The sequence below is a fragment of the Myxococcus sp. MISCRS1 genome, assembly GCF_026626605.1.
GTDB classification, from domain to species: Bacteria; Myxococcota; Myxococcia; order Myxococcales; family Myxococcaceae; genus Myxococcus; species Myxococcus fulvus.
The window spans coordinates 6,901,655-6,923,570 of the sequence record NZ_JAPNKB010000001.1 but is presented as its reverse complement, the minus strand read 5'-3'; the positions used below and the strand labels follow the sequence as shown (position 1 = coordinate 6,923,570).

The following is a 21,916-nucleotide window of genomic DNA, read 5'->3' as shown; positions in this document are numbered from 1 at the left end:
GGCCCGCCGGCATCATCACGGTTCCATCATGGCACCGTCAGCCCGCCTGCCCGCCCTGCTTCTCCGGCGTGAAGGGCACATCCAGCACCGGCCGCGACTTCGCGTCCGGCAAGTCGTAGTGCCACCACTCCATGCGGTTGGGCGTGAAGCCCGCGCCCAGCATCGCCTCGCGCAGCACCTCGCGATGACGGCGCGACGCCTCGGTGCCTCCCGCGTAGCCGTGGTGCGCGGCGGGCGTGAAGGTGTCGAAGGCGGTGGGCATCTCCACCTCCTGCCCGTCCAGCGTCACCAGCGTCAGGTCCACCGCGCCGCCCCGGTTGTGGTTGGAGCCCTTGCGCGGGTCCGCCACGTAGCCGGGCACGGGCATGATCTTCCACATCTCCCACTGCACCGCGCGGGGCCGGTAGCAGTCGTAGACCTTGAGCCGGTAGCCCTTGGGCCGGAGCACGTCCGCGGCCGCCTTCAGCTTGCGCGCGGACTCCGGCAGCAGCAGACAGCGCGCCGTGTCCGGGTACACCTTCTTCTTCAGGAAGTTGTCCTCCGTCGCATAGCGCAGGTCCAGCGCCAGGTCCTCCACCACCGTGGAGGCGTCCACCAGCGGCGAGGTGCTCGCGGGCCTGGCCTTCTTCTTCCCCGCATCCTCCGCGAGCACCGGAGTCGACAGGCCCAGCGCCGCCACCAGTACCCACGTCCTCATGCTCCGGCCTCCACCGTGTAGCGCGTCGGGTCCGGCACGCCGGCCTCCTCGAAGCCCTTCTTGCGCAGCAGGCAGCTGTCACAGCGCCCGCAGGCGCGGCCCTGCGCGTCCGGGTCGTAGCAGGAGTGGGTGATGCCGTAGTCCACGCCCAGGCGGACGCCCTCGCGGATGATGTCCGCCTTCGTCAGGCCGGACAGCGGCGCGTGCACCGTGAAGCGCGCGCCCTCGACGCCCGCCTTCGTCGCCAGGTTGGCCATCGCCTCGAAGGAGCGGATGAACTCCGGCCGGCAGTCGGGGTAGCCGCTGTAGTCCACCGCGTTGACGCCGATGTAGATGTCCGTGGCGCCCACCACCTCGGCCAGTCCCAGCGCCAGCGAGAGGAACAGCGCGTTGCGCGCGGGCACGTACGTCACCGGGACGCCGTGGCTCAGCTCGTCCGCGGGCCGGTCCTTGGGCACGTCGATGTCCGCCGTCAGCGCGGAGCCGCCCACCTGGCGCAGGTCGATGCCCACCACCCGGAAGTCCTTCACGCCCAGGGCCGTCGCCACCTCGCGCGCCCGCTCGAGCTCCACCGCGTGCCGCTGGCCATACGCCACCGCCAGGCACACCGGCTCGAAGCCCTTCGCCTTCGCCATGGCCACGCACGTCGTCGAGTCCAGGCCCCCCGAGGTCAGCACCACCGCACGCTTCGTCATCAGTCCCTCCGCACTCCCTGCACCTTGTACGCAGTCCTGCACGTCGTCGGATTACACGTACACGAGCCCGGCAGGAAGACGTCCGTCAGCGCGCCACACGCGAGCGCCACGTCGTAGCCACTCTCCGTGGGGGCCGGCGGGCTGGCGTCGGGGATGCCGCCGTCGAAGCCGTTGCAGTCGCGGTTGAGCAGCCGCGCCTGGCTGTCGCTGAAGAGCGTCACCTTCAGTGACTCCTCAATCTGGGAGTCCTTGCAGGTGCTGCCACAGGACGCGCGCAGCGACGTCGCGCGGAGCATGGAGTCGACCTGCTGCCCCTCGAACTTCGCGTCGCGGTTGAAGCCCTGCACGGTGAACCACCCCGGGCCGCCGTCCTCGTTGCGGGAGAACGTGCCCTCGAAGCGGAACACGCCCGCGTCGTCCACCTGCGCGAACTCCGGCATGGAGGCGTCGCAGGTGGTGTTCGCCGGGTCCAGTCGGGCCTCGAACTGGAAGGTGCCCAGGAACTGGTTGCCTGGGTACACCGGGTCCGTGTTGCAGGCCATGGCCGCGACGACGGCGGCGGCGGGGAGGACGGAGAGCAGCAGGGGCTTCAGGCGCATACGGCCGGGCAGGCTACACGGCTACCCGAGGTCGAGCACGCAAAGGGCCACCGCCCGGAAGGTCTCCCCCTGTGCGAGCACCGCGCCCACATCCACCCGCGCCGGGTCACCCCCGCGCACCTTGGCATCCAGCCGGGCCAGCACGCGCCCCGCCGCGAGCGACGAGGGCACCGCGCGGAAGGCTGCCACGGCCGCTTCGTCGAAGCCGGGGACTTCGCCCGGGCGGGAAAGCTTCACGCCCGCCTCTCCGAGCGCCAGGGCCAGCGCGCACAGATAGCCCAGCTCCACTGCGTCGAAGCACGCGAGCGCGCCCGCGCCCAGCACGAGGGCGTCCGGCGCGGTGAGGTACGCCTCCACCCCGCCGATGGGGTCCACGCCCACCGACAGCGCCCCGGCGCCCAGGGACGTCAGCGCGGGCCGCAGCGCGGCGAACAGGCGCGGGAAGCTCTCGGTCGTCACCGGCAGCACCCGGGCGGGCGGCGCGTGCTGGAAGCCCGAGGGCAAAGGCAGCGGCGACACCGGCACGCGCGTCACCAGCGCCGTGCTGGAGGACAGCGCCGCGCCGATGCCATCCGCGCGCTCGGCCGCGTCCTGACGTCCGACGAGCCGCAGGGCCTCGGCGTAGAGCGTCCAGCCATCCACGTCCAGCGGGGATGCGCGCAACAGCCCCGGCCACACGCGCGTGGCGAACACGGCGCCCTCGGACACGGGCGACAGCCGCTCACAGGCCAGGCGGAGGACTTCCGGCGACAGGCCGGCGACGTCGAAGAGGCGCTCGGCGAGCCGGGCCGCGGGCGCCACCAGCTGCGCGTCCAGGTAGCCGCGCAGGATGGACTCCAGCATCCCCGGCTCGTCGGTGAGCCGCTCGCGAAGCCGCAGCGCCTCGCCCGTCAGGCCCCGCTCCTCCGCGAGCCTCGCGCGGCGGGCCAGGCGCTCCTCGGTCTCCGGCAGCGCCTCCAGCTGGGCGGCGGCCTCGGCCACCTGGCCCAGCATCTCGTACGCGTCCGCCCAGCGCTCGCGGTGCTGCGTCGCGGCGGCGGGCCCTTCCGTGGCCACCAGGCGCTCGGCGAGGGACACGAAGACGGCCGGGTCCTCGGCCTCGTCCACCAGCGCGAGCAGGTTGTGCAGCGCCGTCACGCAGGTGGCGTCATCCTCCAGCGCGCGCTCGAAGGCCGCGCGGGCCTCGTCGGTCCGCTCCAGCGGGCTGAGCAACAGCTCGCCCTGCTCCAGGTGCAGGGTGGCGCGTGCGCGCGCGTCCTCCTCCACCTCGATGAGCTGGCCCAGCGTGCGCGCGGCGGCGTCGAAGCGGCCCAGGCTGAACTCCAGCATGTGGCGCTCGAGCAGCAGCGACTTGCGGCGGGACGTCCAGCCCTCCGCCGCCATGGCGAGCGCTTCCACACGCGACGCGTCCGGCAGCGCGCGCACCCGGTTCAGCACCGCCTCCGAGAGCACCTCCGGGTGCTTCTCCAGGCCGGGCAACAGCAGCGTGAGCCGGGCCGCGAAGCCCGCGTCGGTCGACAGCTCCTCCAGCGCGCGCAGGCGCTGCAGCTCCGGCGCGTCCGGGGCGCGCAGCACCTCGTCGCGCAGGGCCACGGCGAAGGCGGCGTCCCTGGAAACGGACAGGGCCGCCAGCTCCAGCAGCCCCTCCGCGTCGTGCTCCGCGCGCAGCCCGTCCGCGAGCGCGGAGGCGTGGGCGGGGTCCGCGTCCGCCTGCGCGACCAGGGCCCACAGCGCCTCGCGCGTGCGGGCCGCGTCGCCGGCCTGCGCGGCCATGGCCAGCGCGTCCGTCAGCTCGCCGGCCAGCATGGCGGGCGCGAAGCCGACCTCGAGCGCGCGGGCGAAGGCGCCCAGCCGGCCGAAGCGCTCCGCCAGCTCCGACGGCGCGAGCATGTCCGGCGCCTCGGTGGCGATGCGCTCGATGACCTCCAGCGCCTCGCCGTGCTCGCCCGCCTTCTCCCAGAGGTCCGCGGCCTCCAGCAGCAGCGGCGGACGCTCGTCCGGAGACGCGAGCCGGGCCGCCTGCAGCAGCGCCGTCGCGGCCTTGGGCGCCTCGCCCGAGGCCCGGTACAGGTGGGCGACCCGCAGCGTCGCGTCCACGTCCGGCTCGACGGCCGCCGCGGCCTTCGCCGCCTTCAGCGCGTCCGGCAGCCGCCCCGCGCTCTCGAAGGCACGGGCCGCCGCGAGCATCAGCGAGCGACGCTCGCGCCCCGACGTCAGCTCGGCGCGGGCCACCTGGACCTCGGCCCGGCGCGCGGGCGCGTCCGTCAGCAGCTTCTCCAGCTCCTCCAGCGCGACGGCGTAGCCCGCGCCCGAGGCGCCGCGCTCCACCACCGCCTCCAGCGCCTCGCGGGCCGTGGACGTCTCGCCCTCGGCCTCCAGCAGCGCGGCCAGCTCCAGCCGCAGCAGCGCCGCCTCGTCCGCGTCCTCCAGGCGCGGCACCAGCCGCTCCAGGGCCTGACGCAGCCGGCCCGTGTCGCGGCGCTCGCGCAGCCCCGTCACCAGGGCACGCAGCGCGGTGACGTCCTCGGGCGCGGCCTCGGCGGCGCGCTGGGTGAGCTCCCACGCCGCGTCCGCGTCCGCGAGCGACTCGGCGGCCACGGTGGCGGCGGCCAGGAGCAGCTCGGCGGCGCGTGCGCCTCCCGCGGCCTCGGCGCCGGACTCGTATACCGCCAAGAGGTCGCCGTGGCGGCCCATCGCGCGCAGGCCCGCGACGGCGCGGTCGATGACGGAGGCGTCCGCGGGACGCAGCCGCGCCAGGGGCAGGAGCGCGTCGATGGCCTCCCTCGGGTCCTCGAACAGGTCCGCCGCGCGGCGGTACAGCACCTCCGCCGTCGCCGTGTCCTCCGCGCGCCGGGCCAGTTGCAGCGAGGCGCGGTACAGGCCCGGCGCGTTGCCCGTGCGCGAGTGCACCTCCGCCAGCAGCGACAGCGCCTCGCGGCCGCGCTCGCCGTCAGGCTCCAGCGACACCACCGACTCGAAGGCATCCGCCGCGTCGTGGTACGCGTTCGCCCCCAGCGACGCGTGGCCCAGCCGCAGCCAGGTCCGCGCGCGCACCGGCACCGGCAGCGCGTCTCCCCCCGCGTCCAGGAGCCGCCGGTCATACGGCCGCGCGGCGGCGGGGCCACCACTGCGAGCCGCCAGCTCCGCGCGGGCGGACAGCGCTTCCACATCGTCGCCCGCGCTCGCCAGGTACACGTCGAAGGCCTCGGCGGCCAGCAGCGCCTCTCCCGCGTCCAGCAGGCGCGTGGCGCGCTCGCGCAGGAGGGGCAGCGACTGCTCGCGAGGCAGGGCTCGCGCGCGCTGGGCGAGCAGCTCCGACAACCGGCGCACGTCCGTGGCCGCGCGCTCGCGCACCTGCTCGAAGGCCTCGACGCTCGCGGGGTCCAGCTCGAAGGCGCGGTCCTCGCACAGGAGCGCGCGCTCGCGGGCGCCTCCCGCGCGGAAGGCCCGGGCCGCCGCCAGGTAGCTGGCCGCGGCGTCCACGTCGGACTGACGCTGGGCGCGCCGCAACATCAGCTCCGCGAGCGACTGGTTGTCCTCGGACTCCTCCAGGAAGGCACGGTGCCGGGTGAAGACGGGCTCGCGGAACGGGTCGGCCTCCAGCAGCACCGCGTCGAACTCGGCGGCGTCCGCGTGCCGCTTCACCTCGTGCAACAGCTCCGCGGCCTGCGCGGTGAGGTCCAGGTCGTCCGGGCGCGCCGAGCGCGCGGCGATGAAGGCCGCGGCGGCCGCGTCGGGGCGCCCCGCCCTGTCGCGGTAAAGCACGGCGGCGCGCTGGAGCAGCTCTGCGCGGCGCTCCGCGTCCGGCTCGCCCTCGGCGCACTCCTCGTACCAGGCGGCCAGCTCCGCCATGCGGCCGTCGCGCTCCAGCAGCCGGGCCAGCAGCGACTCGGCCTCCTCGAGCGAGCGGTCCTCGCGCAGCGCCTCGCGCAGGAAGCGCTCCGCCTCCTCCGCGTCCGCGAGCACGCCCAGGTGCAGCTTCGCCAGCCGCAGCCGCAGCGCCGCGGCCTGCCTGGCGTCGTCCAGCAGCGGCAGCGCGCGCTCCAGCCACAGGGCCTCGGCCTCGGCGTCGTCGCGGCGCTCGGCCAGCGCGGCGCCCAGTCGGGCGGTGCCCAGGTCCTCCGCCAGCGAGAAGGCCCGGTCCAGCGCGCCCTCCGCGGCCGAGAGGTCCAGCTTCACGTCGCGCAAGAGCTCCGCGCGGCGGCGCTCGGACACGGCGGCCTCGGCGGGACGGCCACGCGACGCCAGCAGGTCGCGTGCATCCGCGAGCGCGCGCAGCGCGTCGTCCGCGCGGCCGGTGGACTCGGCGAGCCGGGCCTCTTCGTCGTAGGCCGCGAGCGTCGCCGCCACGTCGCCCACCTGGAGGCTGAGCGCGGCCACCTGACGCAGCTCCGTGAGCAGCTCCAGCGAGCGACCCGTCTCGCGGTACAGCGCGGCGAGCCGCAGCCGCAGGGGCAGCGGCGTCTGGGCCATCTGCGCCGCGTGCGACAAGAGCGACGCCGCGACGCCCGCGTCCGCGAGCGACGCGCGCGCCCTGTCCGCCAGCACCACGAGCCGCCGCACCGTGTCCTCGGACGGCGCCAGCGAGCGCGCGTGGGTGACGAGCACCTCGAAGGCGCCGCGCGGGTCGTCCTTCTCCAGGAGCGCGGAGAGCCGCTGCACCGCGGCCTCGCACAGGGGCCGCTCGGCGAGCAGCTTCCGGTACGCGCCCACCGCGCGCTTCGTCTCGCCCGCGCTCTCCGCCAGCTCGCCCAGCCGCAGCCAGGTGGCCTCGGCGGCGTCGACGGACGCGGCGTCGCCCGAGAAGTCCACCGCGAGCGCCAGCGTCTCCTGGAGCGGCAGCGCCTCCACCACCGCGCCGCGCAGGTAGAGCAGCTCCGCCAGCGAGGCCAGCTCCGCGCCGCGCGCGGGCACCAGGGCGTGCGCCTTGCGCGACAGCTTCAGCGCGCGCTCCAGGTCCTCCGCGTCGCGCGCGTAGGCGGCGCCCTCGCGCAGCAGCGTGGCGGCCTCCGTCGCGCTCGCGCTCTCGGCGGCGGTCTCCAGCAGCGCCGCGGCCTCGCGCAGCTCGCCCCGGCCCGCGACCAGGGACACCAGCTGGCGTCGCGCGTTCGCGTCGTCCGGGGTCAGCCGCAGCGCGTGGCGCAGCGCCGCCTCGGCGGGGCCCGGCTGGTCCAGTCGCTCCAGGTAGAGCGACGCCAGCTCCGAGTACATCGTCGCGGCCTCGCCCGCGCCAGCGTGGGGCGCCTCGGCCGCGAGCACCTCGGCCAGCGCGGCCCAGTCTCCCAGGGTGCGCAGCACGCGCAGCAGCGACGCCGTGGCGCCCGCGTGTCGGGGCGCCAGCGCCAGCGCCGCCCGCAGGCTCTCGCGCGCATCGGCCAGCGCTCCGCGCGACTCGAGCAGCGCGGCGCGGGCCAGGTGCGCCTCGACGCGGCGGGGCGTGGGGCCCTGCCTCGCGGCCTCGGCCAGCGCGGTGGCCTCCTCGTCCGGACGCTCGTCACGGCGGGCCAGGTCGGCCAGGGTGAACCAGGCGTCGCAGCGCTCCGCCTCCGAGGGCGACAGGGCGACGGCGGCGAGCAGCGCCTCGCGCGCCAGCGGCCGGACGTCCTTCTCCGCCAGCGTCGTCCCCAGGGCGAGCAGTCGCTCGCGGGCGCGCGCGCCGAGCTGGGCATCGGCGACCACCGCGCGACGCCACACCTCCAGCTCACCCGCCTCGTCCTCGGACTCACGCGCCAGCTCCGCCAGCGCCAGCAGCAGCGGCGCGGGGCGGCGAGACAGCGTGGCGGCCTCGGAGAAGTCCTCTCGCGCGGCGGACACCCGGTGGGCCGCGCGGTGCAGCACGGCGCGGCGCGCGAGCAACTCCGCGCGCTCCTCTCCCGACGACGAGGTCACCAGGGCGCCCAACAGCTCCAGACGCTCGGCCTCCTCCTCCACGGAGCCCGTGCCCGGCGGGGGCAGCAAGTCGAGCAGCGCCTGCGCCGCCCACGTGTCGTGCGGCTCCTCGAGGCGCAGGCTGCGCAGCGAGTCCATCGCCGCGCCCGCGCGCCCCAGCGACAGCGACAGCTCCGCCAGCTCGCGACGGGCCGCGCGGCGAGGCTCGCCGGACAGGCGCGGCCACAGCTCCACCAGCAGGTCCGCCAGCGCCTCGCGGGCGCCCGCCTTGCGGTGCAGGCTGGCCAGCTCCACGCGCGCGTCCAGGTCCTCCGGCGCGCGGATGCAGTACTCGGCCAACAGGCGGCGCGCGGAGTCGGTCCGGCCCGCGCGCACGGCGGCGCCCGCGGCCTTGCGCGTGAGGGACACGCGCTCCGCCTCGCGAGGCGCGTCGGCGTCCACGGGAGGCAGCGCCAGCACCGCCTCGAAGTCGTCCAGCGCGGCCCGCGCATCGGTGGGCAGCTTCAGCTCACCCCGGCGCTGCCGCGCGGGAGCGAAGGACGCATCGCGCTCCAGCGCCTCGGCGAGGAACGCCTCCTCGCGACTGGTCCCCGCCGCCAGCAGCGACGCGCGGAACAGGAGCCGCGCGCCCGCGCGGTCCTCGGGCACCAGCACGGCGCGGCGCGCGTACAGGCGCGCGGCCTCCAGCTTCTCGCCCCGCTCCAGCTCCAGCTCGGCCAGCGACTCCAGCACCTCGGCCGCCAGCGGGCCCTCGGGGCTCGCCTCCAGCGCGGCGGACAGGCGCAGCAGCGCCGCGGACTTCTCGCCCCGCTCCAGCAGCGCGCGAGCGCTCTGCAGGAACAGCGGCGCGGCCTCCTCGGCGCGCTCGGCGCCCATCAGGGCCTGCGCGCGGCCCGCCCACAGCTCGGCCAGGGCCTGCGTCTCGCCGGCCTCCGTGTAGAGGGCCTCCAGCCGCGCGGCCAGCGCGTCGTCCAGCCGGCGCAGGGGCAACGCCTGCGCGTACGCGGCGATGGCGCCCTCGCGGTCGCCGAGCATCTCGCACGCGCGTCCCAGTCGGGCCCGCACGTCCGCCAGCTTCTCCGGCGCCGCCGTGCGAGGCAGCGTGGACAAGAGCGACTCCAGCGCGCGCCGCGCATGCTCGGGGCGGTCGCAGCGCAGGGACAGGTCCGCCAGGTCCAGCAGCACCGCGGAGTCGGGCGCGAGCCGCGCCGCCTTCTCCAGCGCCACCAGCGCATCGCCCACGCGCCCCAGCCGGGCCTCCAGCACTCCGGCCAGCTCTCGCAGCGCGGCCGCCGCCAGACGCTTGTCGCCCTGTGCCTCGGCCACCCGCGCGCGCTCCTCCAGCGCCACGGCCAGCCCGGCCATGTCCGCGCGCTTGCGCTGCAGGGCGCACAGCTCACCCAGCGCCGGCAGGTCATCCGGCTCCGCGCGGAGCACCTCCTGCAGCGAGTGCACCGCCAGGTCCAGGTCGAACGCCAGGTCGCGCGCGGCCACCGCGAGGCGCCGGTACTTCTGCGCGCGCTCCTTCACGTCGGTGGACAGCCGCGCCAGCGCGGACAGGCACCGCGTGAGCAGCGGACCGTCGCGGCGCGCCTCGGCCAGCGCCAGCAGCGACTCCAGCGACGGCCGGTGGTCGGCGTCCGCCTCCAGCGCGAGCAGCAGCAGCCGCTCCGCCTTCTCCGGCTGCTGCAGTCGCCCGCGGTACAGCTCGCCCGCCTCCGCCCAGGCCGCGGCGCGCTTGCCAGGCTCGTCCTGGAGCGCGGCGGACTTCTCCAGCGCGTCGGCCAGCTCCAGCGACTTGCCGGTGATGCGGAAGTACGGAATCAGCTCCTCGAGCGCCAGCGCGTCGCGAGGGTCCAGCGCAAGCGCGGACTCCAGATGCTCGCGCGAGCGCGCCGGGTCTCCCAGCCGCGAGCGGTACAGCCTGGCCAACGCGTGGTGGCTGGCATGCGCCGCGTGGCGGATGCCCTCCGAGCGCGGCGCCGGCCCCGCCAGCTCCAGCGCCTGCTGGTAGCCCGCGAGCGCCTCCTGCAGCCGGCCCAGTCCCTCCGCCACGCGCGCGGCGGCGAACAGCGGCTCGGGCTCGCCGGGCAGCAGCGACACCGCCTCGCGGTAGCGCAGCAGCGCGTTCTCCGGCTGCTTCAAGCCCTCTTCCCACACGCGGCCGGCCATCAGGTCGGCGTGGCCCACCCGGTCCAGCTCGTGCCGGGCCATGGACACCTCGCGCAGGCGGTCCAACGCCTTCAGCGCGCGCAGGTGCTCGCCGCCGCGGTGACACAGCTCACCGAGCAGCAGCAGCGCATCGGCCTGGTCCGGCGCCAGTCGCAGCGCGGCCTCGCAGTGCAGGCGCGCGCCGGCGATGTCGTCCTCCGTCTGCGCGCACAGCCGGGCCAGGTGCACGTGCGCGTCGGCGGCCTCGTGCGGGTCGCGAGCGAGCGCCGCCAGCCGGCGATAGGCGCGCACCGCGCCGGCCCTGTCGCGCGCCTGGTCCGACGCGCGCGCCAGCGCCTTGAGCGACGGCAGGTGGTCCGGCTTGAGCCCCAGCAGTTCGTGCAGCGCCTTCACCGCGACCTGGGGCGCGGTGTCGCGCGAGCAGCGCGCGGCGGCCTCGGCGGAGAAGAAGGCCGCGGCCTCCTCGGACGTGCGCCGGGCCAGCGCGCACAGCGCCAGATAGCGCTCGGCCGCGCGAGCCCCCTCGCCCCGGCGCTCGCGCACCACCGCCTCGCCCCACAGCGCCGCGGGGCTCCGGTCCCGCCTGCGCTGGAGCGTGGCCGCCACGTCCAGGGCCAGCTCGTGCGCCTGGGGGTCCGCGACCAGCAGCGACAACAGCCGCTCCGCCGCGAACGGGTGCGCGTCCTGCGCGTCCCCGGCCTGCAGATACACCTGCCGCGCCTCGGCCAGACGGCCCTGGGCGACCAGCCCCTCCGCGTCCGCGAACGCCCGCGCGCCCTCGAGCGTGAGCAGCAGCTCCTCGTCCGGCGCGGACGGAGGCGGCAGGCCCCCCGCCGCGAAGCGCAGCCGCAGGCCCGTGCTCGACACCTCGGCGGCGGACAGGCGCGCCGTGTCCAGGGACGGCATCTTGTAGCCACGGCTCACCGCCGCCAGCTGACACAGCGCGGGCAGCACGCGCGTGGAGAACCCCGAGGCCCCGCGCACCTCCACGTCGGGCACCAGCGCCAGCGCGCCCACCGCCGCGGACAACAGCCCCGGCACCTGCACCGACGGCGTCGACGAGAAGCCGTACAGCCGCACGTCGTACAGGTAGATGGCGAGCTTCTCGCCATCCGCGTCGAAGGCGACCTTGAACGTGAACGGCGTGCGCTCCGGCGCGGGCAGCCGCCCCTGGCCCTCCAGGTAGCCGGGACGGAAGTGCAGCCGCAGCTCCTCGATGCCCGCCAGCTTCCCGGCCAGCTCCGCCACCCGCCGCGTGACGAGGTCCGCGTCGACGCTCAGCTCCAGGAAGCCGAAGCTCAGCTTCTTGCGCTGATAACGCGTGGCCCCGGCGCTGACGTTGAAGGGGAAGCTGACGTCCGGAATCTGGAGGGCGAAGTCGGAGATGCGCAGCCCGGGCGTGACTTCGAGCGCGGGGAAGCCCACGAAGGCCCTGCGGTCCAGCAGGCGCAGCTCGGGTGCGGCGGCGCGCGCATCGGGCGCCGCGGTGGGCTTGGGGGAGTCGCTCTCGTTGGCCATCGCGGGAGCCCGGACGCTACCACGGTGCCCAAGCCCCCGAAATTTATGGCAATCCCCCGCCCGGGGGGCAGCCGGAGGGGCAGAGCGGCCCCAGGGCCGCCCCCGTGCGGTTCGTCATGCGCGCGAACGCGAAGTCGGACAAGATGCGCCCGGCGTGCTGGCTCCCGACTCTCTCGTCCTCGACGGTCGCTTCCGAGTCCTCCGTCCGTTGGGCTCGGGCGGCATGGGGGAAGTGTACCTGGGTGAACAGGTCTCCTTGGGCCGCAAGGTGGCCATCAAGGTCCTTCACCATGACCTCAACGCCCAGCCCGGCATGGCCGAGCGCTTCAAGCGCGAGGCCCGCCTCCTCTCCGCCGTCGAGCACCCCGCCGTCGTCCACATCGTCGACTTCGGCGAGTCGGGAGATCACGCCTGCCTGGTGATGGAGTTCGTGGAGGGCGAGAGCCTCTACGACGTGCTCACCCGGGGGCCCATGCCGCCGGGGCGCGCGCTGCCGCTGCTCCACCAGCTCGCGGAGGGCCTGGCCGCCATCCACGACAAGGGCATCATCCACCGCGACCTGAAACCGGAGAACGTCTTCATCTCCCCCGGCGCGCGCGGTGAGCAGGCGCGGCTGCTCGACTTCGGCATCGCGCGACTCGTGGAGCCGGACGCGCAGAGCAACGTCAGCCAGGTGGGCGTGGTGCTCGGCACCCCCGAGTACCTGTCGCCGGAGCAGGCGGTGGGCGCGAAGGTGGACACGCGCAGCGACCTGTACACCTTCGGCGTGCTCATCTACCGGGTGCTCTCCGGGCGCCTGCCGTTCGACGGGCCCCAGGCGCGGCACTTCCTCGCGCAGCACGCCTCGCACGCGCCGCTGCCGTTGGACCGGGCCGCCCCGTCGCTGTCGCGCTACATCGGCCTGCTGTCGCTGGTGATGAAGCTCTTGGAGAAGAACCCGGCCAAGCGCACGCAGAGCGCGCACGAGCTGGCGGATGCCCTCGCCGCGGCCCACGCCTCGCTCTCCTCGCTGACGCCGGGGCTGGGCACGCCCGCCTACGTCGGGATGCCCGCCACCGTCACCTCACCCTCGGGCACGTCCGTCTTCGGCACGGGCGAGACGCCCGTGGTGGCCACGCCCGGTCCCACCGGGACCTCCGTGTTCGGCGGCGCGGACGCTCCGGTGCCCGCCACGTCCCAGCGCATCAGTCAGGGGACGGCCGCGTACGGCGCGGTGGCCACCTCGGGCGCGCACAGTCTTCCGCCGGGCATGGTGCGCACGGGCACGGCGGCCTTCGGCACGCGGCCGTCGGGCGCGGGCCCGTCCTTGTCCGGCAGCAACTCGGTGGTGAAGCCGCAGAACCTGACGGTGATGCTCACCGACATCCAGGGCTTCACCGAGCGCACCAGCCGGCAGACGCACGAAGAGAACGCGCGGATGCTGGAGACGCATGACCGCCTGCTGATTCCGCTGGTGAAGGAGCACGACGGACGGCTGGTGCAGAAGCGCGGCGACGCGCTCCTGGTGGTGTTCCGCTCGCCCACCGCGGCGGTGCTGTGCGGCATGGCGATGCAGGACAAGCTGTGGCGCCACAACCAGGCGCTGCCCGACGGGGAGCGGCTGAACGTGCGCGTGTGCCTGCACGCGGGCGAGGTGCTGCTCACCGCCGACACCGTGCTGGGCGAGCCCATGGAGGTGGTGGAGACGGTGGAGCACGTCGCCGCCGCGGGCGAGGTCACCTTCACGGAGGCGGTGAACCTGGCGCGCAACCGCGCCGAGGCGGAGGTGGAGCCGTGTGGCTCCATCACCCTGCCCGGCCGCGAGGAGCAGCTCCAGCTGTACCGTTGCCTGCGGATGGCCGAGGGGCCGCCCTTCGGTGGCCGCTTCGAGAAGCAGAGCGCGCTCGCGGTGCACATCGCTCCGGCGCTGCGCAGGACGGGCGTGGCCTGGGCCTCGATGACCCAGCGGGCCCGTGAGCGGCTCCAGCGCGTGCGCGACTTCTCGCCCCGACAGTCGCTGCGAGTGGCGGGGCCGTGGTTGCGCGAGGAGCTGACGCCCGCGAAGTTGAAGGCACGCGCCCAGGCCACCGTGGCCCTGGCGCGCGCGAAGCCGAAGCACGCGGGTGCGGTGGTGGGGGTGCTCCTGCTGCTCGTCGCCGCATGGGTGTGGCACCTGAACCGCCCCGCGGTGAAGGCGCTGTCGTTGTTGGAGGATGGCAGGACGGAGGAGGCGCTCGCGCTGCTGAACGCGACGTCGAACGAGGAGCAGAAGCAGGCCTCGGTGCGGCGTGCGCTCGCGGCGACGCACCACGCGCTCGGCAACCACGACAAGGAGCGGGTGCTGCTCGCCACGTTGGACGACGAGGGTCGCGCCGGCGTGGAGGACTCGATTCTGGACGGGCTCGCGGAGGACTACGGCCGCAAGGACTCCGACGACCTGCGCAAGCTCTTGAGCAACATCCCCCGGGAGCGGGTGCGTCCGTACTTCATCGACCTGGTGGAGAGCGACTTCTCGCTCAAGCAGTGGGGCGCGGTGCGCTACCTGGACGCCGCGAAGGAGACGGACGGGTTCGACCTGGTCGAGGGCTACGCCAAGGCGCTGGAGGCCAAGGAGTGTGAGCTGCGCCGGCTCGCCGCGCGGAGGCTGGGCGTGCTGGGCAACATGGACGCCGTCCCCGCCCTCGTCCGCCTCGCGGAGCTGGAGGTCGGCAAGAGCGGAGACTGCGGTCAGGCCGAGGCGAACCGGGCCCTGCAGCGGCTGAACAAGAAGGGCGGCTGAAGGCCCGGGAATCCCGTCCCGGGCGCGGCGCGGCGCGCGTCAGTCGTCGCGGTGGGCGTGCCCCTTCTTCTTGCCCTTGCCGCGACCGTGATGGTGGTGGTCGTCGTCATCCCAATCGTCGTCCCTGTCCCGGCGTGCCTTCACCTTCTCGTCCACCCTGAGCAGGTTGCGGGAGAAGGCGTCGTATTCGAGGTGCAGGTGGCCCCGGGCGCCCGGCGCCGAGGCCTCGAACTTCACCTTCCAGACATCGCGTCCGGTGCGGTGCGCCTCCTTGAGGCGGCAGTCATAGCGGCGCGAGCGACACTCCCCGAAGCCCCGGTCCACGGCCTCCTTGTAGGACATGGAGGACGGGCGCGGCGGAGGCCGCGAGGGACCGGGACGCGGCTCGGAGCGCGAGTGCACGACACAGCCCGAGGCGAGCAACAGACCACCGACAAGCAGGGCGATTCTCATGCCCGACATGACGCAACAACCTCGCGGAGCTTCAAAGCCACGCGGGGTGCGGGATGTCGACTGGAAATCTACAGCCCCTCGGGAGACGCGTAGGAGACGAAGAGCTCCCCCGTGACATAGGCGCGAGAGCCCTTGCTCGCCGGGCGCAGGAAGTCGTTCACCACGGGGCCACCCTGGGAGAGCTGGTGCTTCTCCGGATGAGCCAGGTTCATGCGGCTGCGGGCCACGCCCTTGCTGCCTCGGTGGATGAAGGTGACGGTGCCGTCTTCTCCAATCGCCTCCACCACGCCGATGTGGGTCATCCCATCATTGCGGCGACCATCGCGGTTGCGGTCATAGGTCTCGCGGAAGAAGACGAGGTCGCCCGGACGCGGCGCGTGCTGGTGCAGCCGGCCCCCCTGCGTCGCGCGGCGGAAGATGGCCGAGACGGCGTTCTCCCCGGCGAGGAAGCCGTGCGCCACCAAATCAATGCCCGCGGAGAGATACGCCAGCCGCACGAAGCCCGAGCAGTCGTTCGGCATCCCCCGGCTCACGCGCCCCAGGTTGCGCTCACCGACGAGCTGCATCGAGCGCGACACGATGAGCCGCGCCAGCTGCATCGGCGTGCGGTACGCCTCCCAGAACCCCGCGGAGTCCGTCGCCGGACTCGTGACCAGCGCGACGGCCTCCAGCGCGGCGGAGATGACCCCCGTCACCAGCGGCCGGGCCTTCTCCTCGGACATCACGGTGGCGACGACGGCCGGCGCACGCTCGCCGCGAGGTGCCTCCGCGACCACCGGTGCCACCATCTCGCTCGCGGACGCAGCCTCGGGGGCCACTGCCGGAGTCGTGTCGGACGCGGGCACCTGGGTGCCCTCCCCGGTGGACTCCGGCACTGAAGAAGGCACCACCTCCGGAGCGGTCCCGACGTCGCGGGACTTCACGGTGGCGCAGCCGATGAGGGCACACAGCGGAACGATGGCGAGCAGGCGAGGACTGGACAACCGACGACCCTCCAACAAAGGCGGCCGCATTCAATCCCACAGGTGGGGCCCGTCGCCAAGAACTCGAAGTGTCACCCCTCCCAGGTGGACAGCAGTGCGCGGACCCGCGTGTACCTCTGGAGGAGTGCGGCACGGTGGGCGCTGAGCATCACCATGGAGCCGATGACGAACAGGCCCATGATGAACAGCGAGGCGGCCGCGACGCGGTGGTCCCTCATGCCGAAGCGCACCAGGTTCGCCGCCACACACGTCACCAGGAACGCGGTGCCCAGGTACACGTAGGAGCGGATGCGCAACGCGATGCCGAAGCCCACGCCCACCACGCAGAGGAACACGCACAGGAGCATCGCCCCACCGTCGTCGAACATCAGCGGCTTCCACGCGCCGGCCACGTAGATGACGGTGACGGCCACCGCGCGCAGCCGCGCATACGTGTCCTGCTCGATGGCGCCCCGGAACACGCGCAGCAGCGCGAGCAGCGAGAGGCCCGCGGGGATGACGTAGAACTGCGGCTCGCCGTGCCCCGTGCCCTGCCACACCAGGAAGAGCGCGACGTTGAAGGCCACCACCGACGCGAGCGAGGCCGAGCCCCTGCGCGTCGGATGCGAGGCCAGCGCGGCGAAGTGCGCGGCGTGTCCCACCAGCAGCGCGGCCACCTGGAGCGGCTCGCCCCACGGCGCGGAGAGCAGCCCCGCCATCGGGAACAGGTACGCGCCCCACAAGGCGGGCCTCCGGAAGACCGTGAGCCCCGAGCCCTCGCGCTGCACGAAGAAGTACAGGCCCGTGAAGAGCGCGCCGCCCACCAGCGCCGCCAGGCTGTCTCCGGAGTTCGGCTGCGCTCCCATGCCGAGCATGCGCATGGACAGGTACCCCAGCGCGAGCACCGCCTGCGCCAGGAACGCGGCGGGCTCGTCCTCCTCCCGGGAGGCATGGCGCACCAGCGCGACGAGCAGCACCGCCAGCGCTCCGCACGCGACGAGCGCCTCGCGCAGCGCGTCCCCTTGCGGCCCCAGCACCCCCAGGCCGAACATCACCTCCATCAGCGCCACGACGGTGAAGCCCAGCCCCACGCCCCGACGCACCTCCCGGCCCGCCACGAACAGGGCGAGCGCGGCGAGCAGCCCGCTGAGCGCGCCCAGGTACGGGAGGATGAACTCCGAGCCACGCCCCGTGGAGAATACCGCGCCCAGGTGCATCATCACGCCATGCGCCGCCACGAGCGACGCCAGCCAGCCCGCCGCCTCGCGCTCGCTCCGGCGCCACACCACCGCCCACGCCGCCCCCAGACCGAACACGAAGCACAGCGGCGTCCCGATGTGCCGCAGGTCGCGCAGCGCCGACAACGACATCAGCGCCAGCACCCAACCGCCATGGTGCAGGGCCGCGCCCACGCGCACCCCTCGCGCATCCAGGAACATGCCCGCCACGCACAGCGCCAGCCCCGCGCCACTGACAGCGGCGGGCACCCACACGAAGGGCACCGCCGCCACCAGCGACAACCCGAGCAGCACCGTGGCCACATTCGCCATCCACCGCTCGCGCGTCGCCATCAACACCAGCGACGTCACTCCGGCCCCCAGCGCCACGTGCGGCGCGAGCGCTCCAGGCCCCGTGGCCGCGAGCCTCGCCAGGAGCAGCAGCCCCAACACGCCCGTGCTCCCCGCCCACAGAGGTTCGCTCCACGTGCCGCCCAGTCCGGGCATCAAGCGCTCCACGGCCTTGTTGAGCGAGCGCTGCACGCTCCCCGACTGACAGAAGGCGGACAGCACGGCGGCCCCCAGCGCCAGCGCGACGATGGGCAGCCCCGCCTCGGGCCGCCACTCCAGGAAGTGGCGTGTCTCCGTCTGCCCCACGCACGCGAGCGCGAGTCCCAGGAGCGCCGGCACCAACAGCCAGCGCAGGGACAGGAGGAACGCGGACGCGGCCACCACACCCGCGAGGCCCGCGAGCCTCGATGGCGACGGGTCCTCCAGCACGGGCAGCGCAGCGATGACCAGCGCGGTGATGACGGAGACCTGACGCAGCTGCGCGTCCGGCGGACTGCGGAAGAAGGCCCAGAGCCTCGGCGCCACGTGGTGCTCGGCCAGCGCGAGCGCCAGCAGGAGGACCGTGACGATGGGCCGCGCCTCCGGAACGGTGATGAGCAGCAGCGAGGCGCCGCACACGCGCAGGAACGGCATGGGCCCGGGCATCAGCGCCAGCGAGGCCGTGAGGAAGTACACCGGCAGCGGCCCCATCCACGACGTCAGCAGCACCATCGGCGTGAGCAGCGCGAGGCTGACCTGCATGCCCAGCGACAGCCGGTTGCGGACCGCCACCTCGTTCGAGCGCAGCAACAGGGTGCTGAAGCCGGGCACATGCTCCACCGCCCGCGTCACGGCCAGCGACAAGAGCGGCAGCGCGAAGGCCCACGTGGGCGTGTCCCCACCCATCGCCAGGAAGCCCACGAAGGCGAAGGGCACACCGAGGCACGCGAAGAAGGGCTGACGCGTGGCGCGCGTCCACAATAGCGGCAGCGCCATGGCGCCCAGGGCCATCCAGGCAGGGGGCGCATCGTCCCAGCGCACCACCGTGGGGACCATCACCAGCGCGGAGGCCACCGTCGCCACCATCGCGAAGCGGCGGCCCCCCGCGCCCACCCGCAGCACCGCGGGGACCTCCTCGAGCACCGCGAGGACGGCGAGCACCGTGGCCAGGCCCAGCAGCGCCATGGGCCCCGTGGCGTACAGGCCGATGGCGGCGTACAGCGCGGCCACGCCGACGCTGAGCGCGGCGGGCATGGCCCTCGCGGTGAGCAGCGCGGCGAAGGCCGTGGCGAGGATGAAGGTGTTCTCCTGAGAGGACTTCGCCTCCGCGACCGCGAGGAAGGGGAAGGTCCACGCCACGAGCGCCGCGACGGTGGTGCTCGGGCTGCGCCCCCAGCGCGCCGCGCTCAGTGAAGACCCCAGGGCCCAGAGGATGAACGCCCCCATGGACATCGCCGGCGTCATCAGCCCGCCCCAGGGCGAGAACGAGCGCCCCAGGTCCGGCAGCAGCGCGAAGGCCGCGAGGAACACCGCCAGGGGCCGCGCGAGGGGGAGCGTGCGAGACACCACGGCGATGGCTCCGGCCGACAAGAGCATCACCACGCCCAGGCCACTCACGGTGCCGATGATTCCCGCCAGGAACCCGAAGAGCGCGTAGAAGACCGCCACCCCGCTCAGCTGCCGCAGCAGCCGTCCCCGCTCGGCGACGACGGCGAGCGCCAGCGCGACGAAGACCAGCGAGAAGGCCATCGCCGTGACGGACACCTGGAGCGCGAGCTTCGGCACCAGGGCGGCCGCCAGCAGGACGGCGTAGGCCACGACGTACGCGTTGCGCAGGCTCCACGCGATGACGAGCATGCTCGCGCCACACAGCACCGCGCCCGCCATCGGCGTGAAGCCGAAGTCGCTGAGCAGCCCCATCAGGAAGCCGGCCGTGGCCAGCAATCCCCCCACGGGGGCCACCAGTGTCCGCGTGCGCGCGGTGCACACCAGGGACACGCCCGACAGTCCGAGCGCCAGCAATCCGGCCGCCACGGACGCGGCCTCGACCGAGAGGACCTGGATGGCCAGCGGCGGCACCACCAGCATCAGCAGCGCGCCGACGACCTTCAGGTAGAAGCGGTCCACGAGCAGGCCGGTGCCCAGACACACCACCGACATGCCGAGCACGCTCCAGAGGGCCGGGCGCGCGTCGGGACCGGCGATTCCGTGGAAGGAGAAGAGGACGCCGGCCACGGCCGTGCAGCGCAGCAGCACCTCCGCGAAGGCGACGTCGCGCGCCTGTCCGGTGCGCTCACCGCGCCACAGCCGCGACACCGCGAGCACCACGCCCGCGAGCACGAAGGGCAGCGCCGTCAGCGCGCCGTACTGCACGGGCAGCCGCTCCGCGACGGGATAGCCGAGCGAGGCCTTGAGCGTGTCGAGCAGCCGCTTCAGCGGCCCCGGCACCAGCTGGCCGCTGGTGGCGTACGAGAAGTAGAGCGCGGCATAGGCGGGATACACCCATGGCAGTCGATGGAGGGCGCCGCTCGCCAGCGACAGCAGCGTCCAGGTGATGACGGCGGCGGTGACGAAGAACGTCGGCGGCGGGGCACCGATGGCGGCGACCAGGCACATCGCCTGGAGGGAGACCACGCCCAGCGACAGCGTGTCCGTCGCGCGCTCGGCGGGCAGGGCACGGAAGCGATGGGCGGAGGCGAGCAGGAACGCGACGAAGGGCGCATAGAGGCCCGCCTCGGGCGGAGCCCCCGCGTGGACGAGCGCCAGGTGCAGGCGCACCGCGTAGGCGATGAGCAGGTACAGCGGCGCGGCGAGCGCGAAGGCCAGCGCGCTCCCTTCTCGAGGACTCGAAGGGGTGCGCGAGGACAGCAGGAAGAAGAGCACGCACGGCAGGAGGTTGAGCCACAGCGCGGCGCCCCCGAGCCTCGCGGCCAGCGGAGCCAGTCCCATCATCAAGATGCTGGCGACGAGCGAGGCCTGGACGAAGGGACGCGAGGGGGCATCGAAGGCCTCGGCGGGCTTGCGCACGAACCAGGCCGAGACTCCCGCCCAGACCAGCAGCACCGGAGTGAGCCACCACGGCCCCAGGTTGCCGTCGCCGAACCCGGTGGGCGACAAGGCAATGCCCGCGAGGGGAGCCGCCGCCGAGCCGATGACCCCGAGGATGCGCCCCGGACCGCGCAGGGCCTCGCGCCGCCCGAGGACCGCGCCCATGATGGAGAAGAACGCGGAGGCTCCCGCCGTGGCCAGGAAGATGGCCACCGAGCGACTGACAGAGCTCATCCCGGCCCAACGCTCGAACACGAAGTAGAGCAGGCCCGAGAGGACGAGGAAGGCCCCGACGAACCACATGATGCTTTCGTAGAGGAACGGCTTCCACACGCGATTCCACGACGAGGCCTGCTCGACGAACCGGGCCGTCGGGCCCCCAGGCTGCGGCGCCTCGAACGACGGCGCGGAAGCGTCCTCGGGGAGCGGATGCGCCTCGGCGCCCGCACCGGACACGCGAGCATGCGGCGACGGGCGAGGACCTGGACGTCGCGTCGATGCCGCCCTCGCGGCGCGCTCGGCCTCACGCTTCGCCTCGTCTCTCGAAGCAGAGGAAGCACCTTCCGCGCGCCACGCCGCCGATGTGCTCGACGCGTGCCCATCATCGGCACGCGACGCGGATTCACCCGAGCTCCACGTGCCGCTCGCATCTCGCGTCACGGAGGCATCCGGACGAGGTACGTACTCACCCTCGCCCCACGGCAGGCCCGTCTTCGGACGCTCCGAGCCCGGCGTGACCTCGCTCACACCGTGAGCATCGCGCACCACCGAGGCACCACCCGCCACCGACGCGTCCGCGCGAGGAACAGAATCACCCTCGCGCCACGACAGACCCGCCTGCGGATGCTCCGCGGCCACATCAGCGCCAGCCGTGACACCCCTTGCGCCGTGGGCATCCTGAATCACCGAGGCGCCACTCGCCACGGACGCCTCCGCGCCCCAAGCTCCGTCCGCCTCCCGAGTCACCGCCTCGCCCGAGCGCTGCGAGGACGCCTCCGCGCCCCACGCTCCGCCCGCCTCCCGCATCACCGAAGCGCCGCTCGCCGCGGAATCTCCCGGGCCCCGCACGAACGGCTCCGCGGCATCGCGCGTCACGGCCTCGCTCGACCGCCACGCGGCCTCCGCGGCAACCGTCTCCGCTCCCTGCACGAAGCCCGTCACGGGCAGCACCGTGGCCCCCGCGTGCACCCCATCCACATCGGGAACCACCGCGGGCCACTCACCGGGGCGCGAAGGCGCTCCGCCGCCAGCCGCCGCGGCGCCGTCCTCCGTGCGCGGCGGCTCCACCCGACTCGCCGTCACCGGCGCCGGCGACTCGGCGAGCACGGAGAGGAGGATTCGGGCCTGACGCTCGTAGCGCTCGGACAGGAAGCGACGGACGTTGGGGGGAACCTCGGTGGCATCCCAGCGCGCCAGCTCGGACAGGAGGAAGTGGACGTGAGCGAGCTCCGCGTCCAGCTCGGAACGAGGCCGCGAGGTCATCGCCGTGCCACAGAGTGCGCACTGGTGGAACTGACCCAGGCGCTCCTGTCGGCAATCAGGGCAGTACATGAAGCTCCCCCTCTACAACGGACATGC

The 21,916-nt window shown here is 74.2% G+C and carries 8 protein-coding genes; 1 reads left to right on the top strand and 7 read right to left on the bottom strand.

What is annotated here, in order from left to right; all coding sequences use genetic code 11:
* Positions 1-37 precede the first annotated feature (37 nt).
* The 4 genes from ddpX to OWM54_RS27535 are packed head-to-tail and all read right to left on the bottom strand — an operon-like array spanning position 38 to position 11,570.
* Positions 38-697, bottom strand: a complete 660-nt coding sequence (ddpX, locus tag OWM54_RS27550; RefSeq protein WP_267699425.1) for a D-alanyl-D-alanine dipeptidase — start codon at positions 695-697, stop codon at positions 38-40.
* Positions 694-1,392, bottom strand: a complete 699-nt coding sequence (queC, locus tag OWM54_RS27545) for a 7-cyano-7-deazaguanine synthase QueC (protein ID WP_248542875.1) — start codon at positions 1,390-1,392, stop codon at positions 694-696. The genes ddpX and queC overlap by 4 nt, the downstream gene beginning before the upstream one ends.
* Entirely contained in the window at positions 1,392-1,991 is a 600-nt protein-coding gene (locus tag OWM54_RS27540) for a hypothetical protein (RefSeq protein ID WP_223747098.1), read from the bottom strand. The genes queC and OWM54_RS27540 overlap by 1 nt, the downstream gene beginning before the upstream one ends.
* Before the next feature lie 21 nt (positions 1,992-2,012).
* Complete coding sequence (locus OWM54_RS27535) at positions 2,013-11,570, bottom strand: flagellar hook-length control protein FliK (RefSeq protein ID WP_267699424.1); 9,558 nt, start codon at positions 11,568-11,570, stop codon at positions 2,013-2,015.
* A gap of 154 nt (positions 11,571-11,724) precedes the next feature.
* Between OWM54_RS27535 and OWM54_RS27530 the strand changes: the two genes are divergently transcribed.
* Entirely contained in the window at positions 11,725-14,328 is a 2,604-nt protein-coding gene (locus OWM54_RS27530) for a protein kinase domain-containing protein (protein WP_420715350.1), read from the top strand.
* Positions 14,329-14,367: 39 nt separating this feature from the next.
* On the opposite strand, the gene OWM54_RS27525 is transcribed toward OWM54_RS27530, so the two are convergent.
* The 3 genes from OWM54_RS27525 to OWM54_RS27515 form a co-directional block, all read right to left on the bottom strand.
* Entirely contained in the window at positions 14,368-14,790 is a 423-nt protein-coding gene (locus OWM54_RS27525; RefSeq protein ID WP_223747095.1) for a hypothetical protein, read from the bottom strand.
* A 59-nt stretch (positions 14,791-14,849) separates the two neighbouring features.
* On the bottom strand, positions 14,850-15,764 hold the full coding sequence (locus tag OWM54_RS27520) for an NlpC/P60 family protein (RefSeq protein WP_267699423.1): 915 nt from the start codon (positions 15,762-15,764) through the stop codon (positions 14,850-14,852).
* 71 nt (positions 15,765-15,835) lie between these two features.
* Positions 15,836-21,889, bottom strand: coding sequence for a hypothetical protein (locus tag OWM54_RS27515; RefSeq protein WP_267699422.1), 6,054 nt, complete (start codon positions 21,887-21,889; stop codon positions 15,836-15,838).
* Positions 21,890-21,916 lie beyond the last annotated feature (27 nt).